13 protein-coding genes are annotated in these 12,363 nt (G+C 56.7%); 5 read left to right on the top strand and 8 right to left on the bottom strand.

Annotation, left to right across the window (positions count from 1 at the left end; translation table 11 throughout):
- The first annotated feature begins 31 nt into the window (after positions 1-31).
- Complete coding sequence (locus AB4Z20_RS08775; RefSeq protein ID WP_442089737.1) at positions 32-886, top strand: LysR substrate-binding domain-containing protein; 855 nt, start codon at positions 32-34, stop codon at positions 884-886.
- A gap of 63 nt (positions 887-949) precedes the next feature.
- Here the strand turns inward: AB4Z20_RS08775 and AB4Z20_RS08770 are convergent, their stop codons facing one another.
- Positions 950-2,116 carry an MFS transporter gene (locus AB4Z20_RS08770; protein WP_442089736.1) on the bottom strand — a complete coding sequence of 389 codons (1,167 nt, stop codon included), beginning with the start codon at positions 2,114-2,116 and terminating at the stop codon, positions 950-952.
- Positions 2,117-2,210: 94 nt separating this feature from the next.
- On the opposite strand from AB4Z20_RS08770, the gene AB4Z20_RS08765 reads away from it, so the two are divergent.
- A complete protein-coding gene (locus AB4Z20_RS08765; protein WP_442089734.1) occupies positions 2,211-3,104 on the top strand; it encodes a LysR family transcriptional regulator in 894 nt (297 codons plus the stop codon).
- 14 nt (positions 3,105-3,118) lie between these two features.
- On the opposite strand, the gene AB4Z20_RS08760 is transcribed toward AB4Z20_RS08765, so the two are convergent.
- Together AB4Z20_RS08760 and AB4Z20_RS08755 are read right to left on the bottom strand one after the other, a co-directional pair.
- A complete protein-coding gene (locus tag AB4Z20_RS08760; protein ID WP_442089733.1) occupies positions 3,119-3,814 on the bottom strand; it encodes an HAD family hydrolase in 696 nt (231 codons plus the stop codon).
- 85 nt (positions 3,815-3,899) lie between these two features.
- Positions 3,900-4,661: an SDR family NAD(P)-dependent oxidoreductase gene (locus AB4Z20_RS08755; RefSeq protein WP_442089732.1), complete on the bottom strand. Its 762-nt coding sequence runs from the start codon at positions 4,659-4,661 to the stop codon at positions 3,900-3,902.
- A gap of 296 nt (positions 4,662-4,957) precedes the next feature.
- Here AB4Z20_RS08755 and AB4Z20_RS08750 point away from each other — a divergent pair, with 296 nt between their 5' ends.
- Positions 4,958-5,542, top strand: coding sequence for a DUF805 domain-containing protein (locus AB4Z20_RS08750; RefSeq protein ID WP_442089731.1), 585 nt, complete (start codon positions 4,958-4,960; stop codon positions 5,540-5,542).
- A gap of 259 nt (positions 5,543-5,801) precedes the next feature.
- On the opposite strand, the gene AB4Z20_RS08745 is transcribed toward AB4Z20_RS08750, so the two are convergent.
- From AB4Z20_RS08745 to AB4Z20_RS08730, 4 genes are all read right to left on the bottom strand, one after another.
- Positions 5,802-6,287, bottom strand: a complete 486-nt coding sequence (locus tag AB4Z20_RS08745) for a GNAT family N-acetyltransferase (RefSeq protein ID WP_442089730.1) — start codon at positions 6,285-6,287, stop codon at positions 5,802-5,804.
- A 172-nt stretch (positions 6,288-6,459) separates the two neighbouring features.
- The gene (locus AB4Z20_RS08740; protein ID WP_442089729.1) at positions 6,460-6,846 is read right to left on the bottom strand and encodes a hypothetical protein; all 387 of its coding nucleotides are present in this window, start codon (positions 6,844-6,846) and stop codon (positions 6,460-6,462) included.
- 44 nt (positions 6,847-6,890) lie between these two features.
- Positions 6,891-7,145: a hypothetical protein gene (locus tag AB4Z20_RS08735; protein WP_442089728.1), complete on the bottom strand. Its 255-nt coding sequence runs from the start codon at positions 7,143-7,145 to the stop codon at positions 6,891-6,893.
- 84 nt (positions 7,146-7,229) lie between these two features.
- On the bottom strand, positions 7,230-8,147 hold the full coding sequence (locus AB4Z20_RS08730) for a LysR family transcriptional regulator (RefSeq protein WP_442089727.1): 918 nt from the start codon (positions 8,145-8,147) through the stop codon (positions 7,230-7,232).
- Positions 8,148-8,231: 84 nt separating this feature from the next.
- Between AB4Z20_RS08730 and AB4Z20_RS08725 the strand changes: the two genes are divergently transcribed.
- On the top strand, positions 8,232-9,023 hold the full coding sequence (locus tag AB4Z20_RS08725) for an NAD(P)H-dependent oxidoreductase (RefSeq protein WP_442089726.1): 792 nt from the start codon (positions 8,232-8,234) through the stop codon (positions 9,021-9,023).
- Between the two features lie 376 nt (positions 9,024-9,399).
- On the opposite strand, the gene AB4Z20_RS08720 is transcribed toward AB4Z20_RS08725, so the two are convergent.
- Positions 9,400-10,644, bottom strand: coding sequence for a hypothetical protein (locus AB4Z20_RS08720; protein ID WP_442089725.1), 1,245 nt, complete (start codon positions 10,642-10,644; stop codon positions 9,400-9,402).
- A 536-nt stretch (positions 10,645-11,180) separates the two neighbouring features.
- Here AB4Z20_RS08720 and AB4Z20_RS08715 point away from each other — a divergent pair.
- A complete protein-coding gene (locus AB4Z20_RS08715; protein ID WP_442089724.1) occupies positions 11,181-11,999 on the top strand; it encodes a hypothetical protein in 819 nt (272 codons plus the stop codon).
- The last annotated feature ends 364 nt before the right edge of the window (positions 12,000-12,363 follow it).

Below are 12,363 nucleotides of genomic sequence, written 5' to 3'. Positions count from 1 at the left end.
AATTACAGCTCGATTGATCACGTATAAAACTATGTTCGATGCTCTGCTGCTCAAGACATTGGTCACGGTCGTCGATGAAGACGGCTTCAGCCGCGCCGCCCAGAAGCTGCACCTGACTCAATCTGCGGTCAGTGGCCACGTGCGGCGATTGGAAGAACAGATTGGTAAACCCCTGTTGACGCGCACCACCCGTTCCCAGCAACTGACGGCCGATGGCGAGCGTCTGGTCTCTTATGCGCGCACGATCCTCGCGCTCAACCGTGATGCCTGGACAGACCTGACACGCACGCCGTTTCATGGACGGCTGCGGATCGGGGTGTCCGAAGATTTTGTCGAGGCTCGATTACTGCGCACTGTTCAGGATTTTGCGGCGCAGTACCCCGGGATGGAGATCGAGGTGCAGGTAAACATTCCGGGGACGTTACTGGCGCTGATGAAGCAAGGGCATCTGGAGGTGGTCATCGGTTCGCTGTGCGAAACCAGCGAAGCAGGGCTGTTGCTATGGCAAGAGCCGCTGGTGTGGGCCTGGTCGGCGCAACCCGTCGCGCGGTTACCCACGCCGTTGCCGCTGGCCCTGTTCCCCGAGCCGTGCCCTTATCGCGAGGCCGCGCTGACAAGGCTGGCGCAGGCGGGGATCGCCCAACGCACAGTGATGTTGTGCAGCAGCACGGCCGGGTTACGGGCGTCGGCCTTGGCAGGCTTCGCGGTAGCGCCCATGCCACTGAGTCAGTTGGGGCAAGGATTGGCGGTCATTGGGGTAGAACATGGGTTGCCGGATTTGCCGGATGCCCAATGTCGGCTGTTCACCTCGCCCGATGCGGATCAGACGATTGTGGCAGCGGTCATTCAGCTCATGCTGGAGTATTGCGCCAAGCGCAGGGCTTGATTGTCATTTCAAAGGGGCTGCTTGAGCGCCTCAATGGCGACTAACAGCCCCCTCACATCATCCTCACACCACCGCAGCTGCAATCGCTCTGGAGCGCCAGGCAAAAGCCAACACCATCAGCAAACCCAACCCCGCCATTGCCGCCCCGGCCAGGGAAATCGCCGGATACCCCAACCCCGCATTGATCACCGCTCCCCCGAGCGCCGCACCAATCGCGTTGCCGAGGTTGAAGGCGCCGATGTTCACCGCCGAGGCCAGGTTGGGCGCGTCCTTGGCCGCTTCCATGACGCGCATCTGCAGCGGCGGCACCAGGGCGAAGCTGGCGATACCCCATATCAGGATGGCCACGGCGGCCGGCAGTGGCCAACGCATCAGTACGGTGAACGCCAGCAAGACAAGAATCAGCACGCTCAGCGAAATGATCAGGGTGCGGTCTATCGAGCGGTCGGCGGCCTTGCCGCCCCACATGTTGCCCAGCGTCAACCCCACACCGAACAACACCAGCATGGCCGTGATGTAGGCGGTGGACGCGTGGGTCTCGCTGCTGAGGATCGGCGCGATGTAGGTGAAGACGGTAAACATGGCACCCGAGCCGACGACGGTCAGGGCCAACGCCCCCAGCACCGGACCACGGCCCAGTACCCGAATTTCGGCCAGTGCACCGACGCCTTGCGGCGCCGGCAGGTTGGGCAGGGCGAACCACAACGCGGCCATGGTCGCCACGCCTAGGCCGGTAATACCCCAGAAAGCGGTGCGCCAGCCGAACAGTTCGCCAAACCAGGCGGCCAGCGGCACGCCGCCGATGGTCGCCAGGGTCAGGCCCATGAACATGGCCGCGACCGCCCCGGCACGCTTCTCTGGGGCGACCACGCTGGCCGCGACGATCGAGCCAACGCCAAAGAACGCACCGTGGTTCAGTGAGGTCACCACCCTGGCGACCATGAGGCTGTAGTAATCGGTCGCCAAGGCTGACATCAGGTTACCCAGGGTGAAAATCGCCATGAGCCCGATCAGCAGATAGCGCCGGGGAATCCTGCCGGTGGTCAGGGTCATCAGCGGCGCGCCAAGCAGCACGCCCAGGGCGTAAGCACTGACCAACAGACCCGCAGCGGGAATGGAAACGCCGAGATCCGCAGCGATGCCCGGCAACATGCCCATGGGGGCGAATTCGGTAACGCCGATGCCAAAGGCACCAATGGCGAGTGCGACAAGTGGTGGATTGATACGCATGGAAGGCTCCTTATCTATGCCGCCAATGCTACGATCCAACTTTTTCAGGCGGTAGATAGCATTTTTGGCAATCACCTTTGCGTAAGAGGCACAAATGGACTTCAACGGCAGGTCAGGTGAAATGAGCGTGTTCGCCACCGTGGCGCAAGAAGGCAGCCTTTCAGCCGCCGCGCGTGCATTGGGGCTGACACCCTCGGCGGTCAGTCGGATCATCGCGCGTACCGAACAACGCCTTGGCACCCGCCTGTTGCTGCGCACCACCCGAGCGATCACCTTCACCGCCGAGGGCGAGGCGTTCCTGCGCGGCGCCCGGCGTATCCTGGCCGACATGGCCGAGGTCGAAGAAGCCATCGCCGACCAGGGCGTACCCAGGGGCCGTTTGCGGGTCAGCGCCGCCCTTGGCCATGGACGGCTGGCCATTGTTCCCTTGGTGGCAGCGTTCAGCGCCCGTTACCCGAACATCGTCGTCGACCTCACCCTCGGCGACGAAGTGGTCGACATCCTCGGCGGCCAGGCCGACGTGGCGGTGCGCTTTGGTCATCTGCCCGACAGCCCGCTGACCGCGCGCAGGATCGGCGACACCGGACAGGTAGTGGTGGCCTCGCCCGACTATCTGCAACGCCACGGCACCCCCCAGGAACCGGAAGACCTGCTGCGGCACAACTGCCTACGCTTCAACTTCCGCCGTGCCGAACCCAACTGGCCGTTCATCCGCGACGGACGAGAGTTTTCCCTGAAGGTCAGCGGCAACATCGAATGCAGCAGCGGTGAAGCGCTGGCACAATTTGCGCGAGTCGGGGCCGGCATTGCGCGTATCGGCGAGTTCACCGTGAGCGAGGACCTAAAGCGCGGCGATCTGATACGGCTGCTGGAAGAGTGGAATCCTGGTGATCGGGAGCCGATTCATGCGGTGTTCGTAGGTGGCTCGGCAATGCCGGCGCGGGTGCGGTTGTTTGTGGATTTCTTGCTGGAGCATCACCGGATGTAAGCGGTGGACCGTTGCTAGGTTGCAAGCATGTCCAGGAGTCCTTCCAATGTTTTAATGGACCGCTCCGCTGGCGTTATGCTCGCTGGCCACGGATGGAATCCACTCAACCAGACGGCAATCATTCCGGCGGCTGTAGCACCCAGGTAATCGTTTTTTGGGTGATCACCGACAAACCAGCAATGCTCAGGACGAACGCCCAGCGCCTGGGCTCCCAGATGGAATATCTCAGACTTCGGTTTCGCAATGCCGCACGCCTCAGAGCAAATCATCGTTTCAATGGTTTCGCCGAAAGGCAGTGCCGCCAAAGTCTGCCGTCGCGAATGCTCGGCGCCGTTGGAAATGACGCCCATGGCGATACCCTTGCGATGCAGCGCTTGAACCATCGCGCTAGCGCCTGGCATTTCAACCGCGGCGCTCGGGAAGTGTTCCATCCAGTGTGTAATTAATCGCTTGGGATCGACTGGCCCAGTCCACTTCAGCTCCTGGGCTAACGTGTACCCAACCGCCTCACGGATGGAAGAATATTCCGATTCCGGTCGCAGATACCCACCGTTGTCGATGCGCGCGATCAGATGAGAGATCTGACGGCTGTCTGCCTCAGCGATTTCAATCTTGAACTCATGCAGAAACCGCTCAGCGTAGCGGTCAATGCTGAGCGCGCGATGAGTGAGTGTGTTGTCCAGATCGAACAGAATAGCTTTCGGTGCCAAGTTCCCTCCCAGCGATCACGATGCATTGGCTAACTTGATTACAGAGTGACCCGTCTTCTCACCTGCTACACCGGAGCACGCTAGCCTAGGTCAGATTCAACCCGCCGTCTGAGAGGAGTATCTCGCCGGTCAAGTAGTCCGACTCGACCAGCATGACAACAGCTTTTGCGATGTCGTCTGGGCTAGCGGCCCTGCGCATAGGTGCGCGAGTTCGCCACAACTCTTGGGCATCTGTCCACTCTGCGGTCAGAGGCGTGTCGACCAAGCCAGGCGCCACAGCGTTTACGCGAATTTCTGGCCCCAGCGATACCGCGAGCAAGCGGGTCATGTGATTAAGCGCAGCTTTACTTACCGCATAGGGAATCGATGCGCCCTTAGGACGGATACCGGCATGGGAACTGATGTTTACGACGCAACCCGCTCGACGGTAACGGGCGGCATCGCGCAATGCCGACTCGGCCAATGCGACCAGGTGGAACGGCGCCACGACATTAACCTCGTTAAGTTCGTGCCACACCGTCGAGTTGGCCGCGGCAAGGTCGCTGTGCGGAATGACTCTGCTAATGCCGGCGTTATTGACCAATACGTCGAGCTGCCCCCACGCGGCGATCGCCTCGTTAATAAGCCTGACCCTGTCAGCTTCTAAAGCAAGATCAGCTTGCACGTAAATAGCCTGCTTCATGTCGGCAGCCATAGCGCGTCCTGTATCTGCGGAATTTCGCGAATGGAGCACCACGGCATAGCCTGCCCGGCTTAGTACACGTGCAATGGCTGCGCCGATACCGGAAGTGGATCCTGTCACCAACGCGACGCGTAATACGTTATCGATTGTCGGATTGGGTTTCATATGGATATCTCGACTTGGTTGCTAGAAAGCCATCACGGTGCCGTTCGTGACTGGTGGCTTTGGGCCAGAAGCCGTCGTTCAGAGTAGGGACATGACCCGTCTTCCTACTAGCGGCAAAACACTTCATAAGTTGTACTGCGCGCACCATGGGACAGACCCACACATGCTGTGGTGCACACAGCCCCCCTTACACGATAGCGTCTTTTCCCTTGAGTTTGATACCGGCCTTCGATTAGATATGAGGCGAAAACGTTGTGACGTGAATAGCACCATCAAACACAAGGGAATAGCACTAAATGGCCAGGATAGAACCCGTTTTCGGCAGTATCAGCAGCGAAATCGAAAACCCATACCAACTGGGCGACGCTCAACTGATTGACGACGAGGTTGTCACGTTTTCAAACCCCAAGATTTTGGATTTTTCCGGGCGTATTTCTCTGACGCGCTTCTGGCTGATTCGTGTGCCCTTGGTGCTGGTTCTTCCGGGCATTTTGCTGTGGTTCTTTATGGTGGGGTTGCGCCATCAACTGGTGGTTTTGCTGATAGTCGGTGTCACCGTTGTCGTTCCTGCCATCCTGCTCGATGTGTCTCTACTGGTACGCAGGGCACGTGATCTAGGCTGGAGTCCGATATGGGGAATTCTCTTCGTGTTCCCTGTTATCGGCTTTGTGATAACGCTTCCGCTCATCATGCTGCCGGGGCGTAAAGCGATCAATAAATACGGCCCGCCCAATCCAACTCTCTCGACGTTGGTAAAGCTACTTACCGCGCTGTTGGTGGTGCTGGTGCTTGTAACTTCAACCGTGCTAGTTGCGTATTTTCCCCAATACCACCCACCGGAACTCTACAAGTGGTTCTTTAATGCATTGGTTCAGGCATAACATTAGCGTACGCGAAGTCCATGCTTCACCTCATTGCGCGGCGCCAAGTGCTCAGGTGCCTTTGTAGAGAGCGCTGCGCGCACCACGCGATAGCCCTGCGTACGCCGCGGTGATGTCCTTTGGGAAAAGAGAACAGATTTATTTCTCTGCTCTAAACGTCCGCTCCTGGCCGATTTCTGCCTGTCGCGAAGGGCTGCAATCGACTCTTGCGGACCTTGCAGCGTGCCGTTTTTACCTGCTTCGTGACTATTCCAACAGGTTAAAACAGTCGGGTCATCAGCACATAAGGCACGCCAAACATGTCTGGCAGATTGCGCACCACCCCGAAGCCGGCTCGCTGGTATAAGTACTGCGCAGCTTCCATTATCGGGGTTGTATGTAATGCGATTAACGTCGTGCTATCGCGCTTCGCGCGGTTGATGCATTCGTCGAGTAGAGCCTGGCCAACGCCATGGCCCCGTGCTTTCGGCACAACTGACATCAACCGTACTATCGGCCATTCGGGCGCAAAAAAGTCGGGCTTGGGCTGGTTTGGACCGACGTAGCCGGCCGCGCCGACTATTTCGCCGTCCAGTTCTGCGACAAGTACTTCGCTGAGAGCAGCATTGGCGGTAAGCGCCCCGAGTCGCGGAGCGAGCTCATTCCACCCCGGCATGGCGGTGGCCAGCTCTATCCAGGCATCACGCACTACCTGATCGACCAGCGGCTTGTCTTCTGGAAAGAAATTTCTAATGGAAACAATCATCGGTCGTGTTGGCTGTAAGCCTGCCTCATGTGATCAGAAAAAAGGGGGGAGACATCGTCCGCTTTTGGCCGAAAGCAACCCGTTACTCCGGGCGTAGCTGACTTCCAGTTCGCAAGATGACCTGTCCAGATGTCTTCTCGAGTGCTGTCGAGAATGAGCCCGCAGCAGTGGGTCATCGATGGCTCGCAGGCGTGTTGGTCGTGTGTACCTTGGCCAGGCGCAGGCGCCAGTCGCCGCCATGCCGGAGGCGGCATTCTTCTTCGGAGTCGAAACTGACGCAGCGGGCCATGTGGGGGACGTGTACGCCGGCGTCGTTCAGGGCGGCGGCGGTCAGCTCACGCATGCGTTTGTCTGCCCCCGTTGAGAGGGCGTGTTCCTGGCTGGCGCGGCTGTCGAAGATCCAGATCACGCGCAGGCTTTGAGGAAAGGCGCGATAGTCGACCGTGTGGGTCAGCCAGGCGAAGCCCGGGATTTCAGTTTTGCCGGTTTCACAGGCTTCGGTCAGGGTGGCGATGAGACGACGCTCAATACGGGCGTCGTCACGTGAGGTGGAAGGCATAAAAGGCTCCAGGCGGGGTGTTCAATGGCTGGGGTGTCAGCCCCTCAACGTGGGCTTGGTTGAATCGAGAGGCGTAACCGTTGCCACTCGTTCCAGCAATCCTCGGCAACGATATCCGCATAGCCCCGCCCTTGTTCCATCGCCAGCGCGGTGGCGAAGGTTACTGCAATGCAGGTGGCCTGGTCTCGGATGTTGCAGACTTCGAGTTCGGTGAGTGGGGCGCCTTTTTTGGACTCGGCTGCTGTGAGTACAGCTGCAAGGGCGGGTACGAAAACCAGGCATAGGGGATCGGAGGACATTAGCTTCTTCCTTGGAGTGACTTGCACATTATTAACGGGACATGGGGCAGGGGGGCGTCGTCATCGTTTCATTGTCCGGTTCATTTATTTCTGCGCGCCGGTTGTTTCCAACGTCGAAGCAATAAGGTCGCGCAGCCACATATGGGCAGGATCGCGATGCAGTCGCTCGGGCCATAACATCAGCATTTCAAACCCGGGAATGGCCAGCGGAGGTGCCTGGACGTGAAGCGCTGGCTCATGTTTCACCAGCCTTTCCGGCACCACCGCAACCAAATCGCTGTGCACCAATGCTGAGACCAGCGAGTTGAAATTGGACACGGACAATACCACTCGCCGTTCCAGACCTTCAGCTGCCAGCGCGTGGTCGGTACTGCCAACGAAGCCGGCGCCATCAGGTGACATGACGGCATGTTCAAGCGCGCAGAACGCTTTGAGCGACAGCTTGGTTGCCAGCGCCGGATGGCCGCGCCGCGCCGCCAGCACATAGCGTTCGTGAATCAAGGAGCGCTGACGCAACTTGGGCGGCGCTTCATCGCGGGTGTGCAGCGCCAGATCGATAAGGCCGTTTTCCAGATCCTTGGCAAAGTCGACAGTCGGTTTATTCATAAGCGCCAACCGCGTGTACGGGGCCAGGCGCCTGAGCCGCGAGAGCGACGGCCAGATCAAGGCAGTCGTCGCATAATCACTGGCAGCGATCTTCCACGTTTGATGGGACCGTCCGGGTTCAAAAGCGGCAACAGGACTCAGTGCGCTTTCCAGCGCGGCCAACGCGTCACGCAGGGGCCCCTGCAATTCGCGAGCTCGCTCGGTGGGCGACATCCCTCGGGGGCCAGGCAGCAAAAGCGGATCATCAAGAAGATCTCTCAGCCTGCCCAGTTGCAGGCTGACGGTCGGTTGCGCGAGATTGAGCAAGCGCGCTGCCCGCGTCACATTCTGCTCGGCCAGCAAGGCATCCAATGTGACCAGCAAATTAAGGTCCAGACGGCGCAAGCTATTGTGCATGCAAATACCATGTGTTTCGGGAATTCATTTCTATCATAGCGGATACATGCTTACGCTGAGGGACACATTCAACGCGGAGCCCTCATGAAAATACTACTGATCTACGCCCACCCCGAACCGCGTTCGCTCAATGGCGCGCTCAAGGATTTTGCGATCACTCACCTGGAAACAGCAGGCCATGAGGTCCAAGTCTCAGATCTCTACGGCATGCGGTGGAAAGCGTCCCTCGATCCGGACGACGCTCCAGGTTATGACGCAGAAACGCCTTTCAACCCAGCGCTTGAATCCCAGCGTGTATTTGCCGCTGACAGCCAACCGGCGGACATCCAGGCAGAGCAGGCCAAATTGCGCTGGGCCGATGCCGTCATCTTTCAATTTCCGCTGTGGTGGTTCTCGATGCCCGCGATTCTCAAGGGCTGGATCGAACGCGTCTACGCCTACGGGTTTGCCTATGGTGTCGGCGAACATAGCGAAAACCACTGGGGCGATCGCTACGGCGAAGGCAGCATGACCGGCAAGCGCGCCATGTTGGTGGTCACAATGGGCGGTTGGGAATCCCACTACAGTGGCCGAGGGGTGAACGGCGCGTTGGATGACCTGCTATTTCCTATCCAGCATGGAGTGCTTTTCTATCCTGGCTTCACGGTCATGCCGGCCTTCCCAATCTATAAGACCAGCAAGATGGACGCCGCCCGGTTCCAATCCATTTGCACGGCTTATGCCGCTCGCTTGAATACGCTCTTCAGTGATCAACCCTTGCCATTTCGTCGCCAGAATCACGGCGATTACGACATCCCGGCGTTGACGCTTAAATCGCATCTTGCATCGGGTCGTTACGATCTTGGTATTCATATCAGTGACGGTGAGAGCGTTTGAGGTGAAACGCGATCGGAGGCTTGAGCCCAACGGTGCTGGTAGTCGGGTCGTGCGCCTCGGGATTGATCATTCTTGGATGTCAGTAATGACGGTCCCGGCGATGCTCAGGGCGAGAAAAGGGACGGATTTATTTGCTTTTAAATAGATCCGTCCCCTTTTTGTCGCGCGCCGACAGTGCATAAGTGCATTTTTACACACTTTGGGCCGATTACTGCCGGTGGAGACGGGTAGCAATCGACCCATTGCAGCCGATCAGCAGCGGCATAAATCGGCCAAAAGCGGACTCACAATTAGGCATGAAAGCCTCTAGGGGGGCCGGGACTATTCAGTGTTCTAGGCAGGCTTCAGGCGCATGGGTTTGTTAAGGATAGGAGTTTCATAGGGCACGTTTCCCTATGCAAGGAGATTGGTCGTTAACACCGGCAGACTGCTTTCTGAAAATGGTCTCGCGAAGATGCCTTTCCACAGTATTCCAGGGGGTCTTGGCGTCTACTGCGCTCAGCATCCAGGCTCCAACAGCTATGGGATCATTGGAATACACGTGATCCCCGTTTCTGGCATAGGTCAGAAGCCAGCCAGGATATTTATCGTTGAAGCTGTGCTCGTCACCACCATGCTTATCCTTGGCCTGCACTCGATAATTATAGGCCTGGGTAAGGACTGCGTAATGACTCCCTTCAACAACCTCCTCTTTCCGGCAGGTGTGAGCCGGGGAGAAAGAGTCTTGGAAGATGTGAAATATACTGCCCAGCGCCACATCATGGGTGCGCTTATTTCGTTCATCGAGAGGAACGCCAGATCGGGCAAATAGCGTCCGAATCTTTACGTTTTTTTGTTCAACGCATTGATTTAAAGCGATTGACGGTAGTCCCAGGCTTGCTTCGATTTGCGGTGTGAGTGGTGAGTCGACGGGTGTATCCCCCGTTGCCACGTCATAAGCAAACCTAATCCAGGCGAGAGCCAACCTTGTGGTCTCTTCTAGCTGGGCCTCATCACTAGCATCGCCGGGCATTTGGCTAGACATGAAGTGGAGGTACTGAAGATTGCCATAGTGAGAGTTCCAGCCAAGGTGATTCTTCCCTTCAACTTCGCAGCCTTCACGGCCCCCAGCGTACTTTTTAGATTCCGGTTTGAACTGGCCACTCAGATTCCACAGTCCATCTCTGAAGTCTTTGCTTTCACCCCAGGTGTACATCAACGGGTCATCATTCCACCAACTGCCATATATGATGGCAAGGGTCTTGTGAGGATGCGAGCTTGGTGGCTTATTCCACTCTGGGTCTTTCATGTATTCAAAAATGAGTTGCCTTGGTTTGGAATCGTCCGTCTGTTTATTGCGGACTAAGAAGCCTTCAAAATCTGCGCCGCGGTATTCGTCAATAGCAAAATTTGTCATGTGCTCATGGACCGTGCCCTTCGAGTATTTGCCATTGGCAAACCCTGCAACTAAGTCCGTTTTCTTGCACTGATTCCAGGCTCTTATCGGTGCTTGATCTAGATAATTCGAGCTGTAGACCAGCACACGTAGACATGGGTTTATTTCAAAAGCCATTCCAGTTGATGAGGAGAGGGCGCAAGCCCCTGCGACGGAGATTGCTGCGGTCAGCTTGGTGTATTTCATAGCGTCCCTGCTCTGATGATAGTATTTCAGCACCATGCTAGGTGGGTGCCGTCAAAATACAAGCCGATTAGCCCATGACTACTTCTGAAACCCAGCTTAGTCCAGCATAGTGGTTTGATCTATCAGATCTGCCAAAGGTGAGCTGGACTACCCCCGCTCCGGTAGACATTTTCCGACCTCATAATGAGGCGCGCTCAAACGCCTCGAGACTGACACCACCCAAGTGACTGTGGCGGCGAGTTCGTATCGCTTGGACATGGCAGAGTCCTTCGCCAAAAAAAGCGAGAACTCTACGGAAAGTCAGGCCTCCAGAGGCTCCGACGAGGTTCCAAAGGTTTTCATACAGAACTTAGGCGGGTGCAATAATGACAAAAAGCCAGCAGTGATCTAAACATTCCTTTAGCGGCCCTACCTATGACGCATCCCCAGGCACTACCCCTACTGAGTTTGGCCCTGCTCCTTTCCGCATGTGCAACCACCCATGCCCGCTATCACGTAGGTTTGATCGTTGGCGGAGCCGAACAAGGAAAAGTGATATGACCAGAACTACCGTCAAGATCGAACTCGATGGTCACGTTGATGATCTGTACACGCTCAGCTTGCTCTTTCCCGAAGGCGCATACCCAGGTTTTCATGTTGTGACGCGTTTGATCGGAGAGAAGGACGGACTGCTTGATCGTGTAAAAAATATAGCTTGCCGAGATACTTACTTGACTGGAGATGCTTGCTTGCCACTGATTTCAGTGAACGGCGCGAGAGAAATGGGTTGGACGGCCCACGATATGATCGCGCCGCTCAACGGATACGCAGCTCTAACGGACAGCAATTTTAAGCCAGTGGTACCGGTATCTGTGACATGGATGAGTGAGGGGGCCTCTGGTGGTGCGAGCTTCGAATCCGTTGTGCCAAATTTACCTACGCGAGCCATCGTCAGTAGGCGGCATGAGTCTATTGAACAACTGATGCCAAGTCGCGTGGATTTCATGTTGAGTAATCAGCTTGCGGCATACGCTGCCACAGTTATTGCAGGTCGACCCTCTTGGGCTGATTACTATCGACTACTCGAGGACATCGCGGGGTATCGAGGAACAACCCTTGATAAGCTGACGAGAAGTGGTCTTGCCGACCGCCGGCCTCTAGACGAGTTCAAGAGGGCTGCGAACAATCGTATCTCTGGTCGTCATGGCGCATCAAAACGAGATAAGTCCACTGTTCAAGAGGATTTGATGACACTGACTGAGGCGCGCGAACTTATTCGACGCGTCGTCACAGCTTGGCTGGATCTTGAGTGTGGCGGTAGGCTGCCTAGAGATCGTGTCGATGGAGGAAAATTGCGGTTCTGCCTCGATAGTTGAGGACATTGATCAACCGACTAGTCGTCAAAACGGGAAGGGATTTTTTTATACTTTAAATAAAACTGTTCCTTTTTCTAGTAGCGCCTTCTCGCGTCATCTGTGACTATAAGGAGGGGAACGGGGACAGACCACGATTATGAGACGGTCCGATTATAGGTGAACCCAAATCGTGGTCTGTCCCCGGTTTCCCCCACTGCAACCAAATCGGAAGCATTAAATAGCATTGCCTGTTGGTCTCCGACACGTTTAGGAGTGCCTCCAAGGTACGTCCCGCCGATACTCACTTCGCTCTCAGTTGCCATTAAATATTTTCCTGCCATTCACTGGTAGTTACCTACTCACAATTCTCCCAGAACGGTAAATT

The organism is Pseudomonas sp. KB_12, from assembly GCF_052114545.1.
Lineage (GTDB): Bacteria > Pseudomonadota > Gammaproteobacteria > Pseudomonadales > Pseudomonadaceae > Aquipseudomonas > Aquipseudomonas brassicacearum.
Note: the sequence above shows the minus strand (reverse complement) of the source record. Positions and strands in the feature narration are given on the sequence as shown.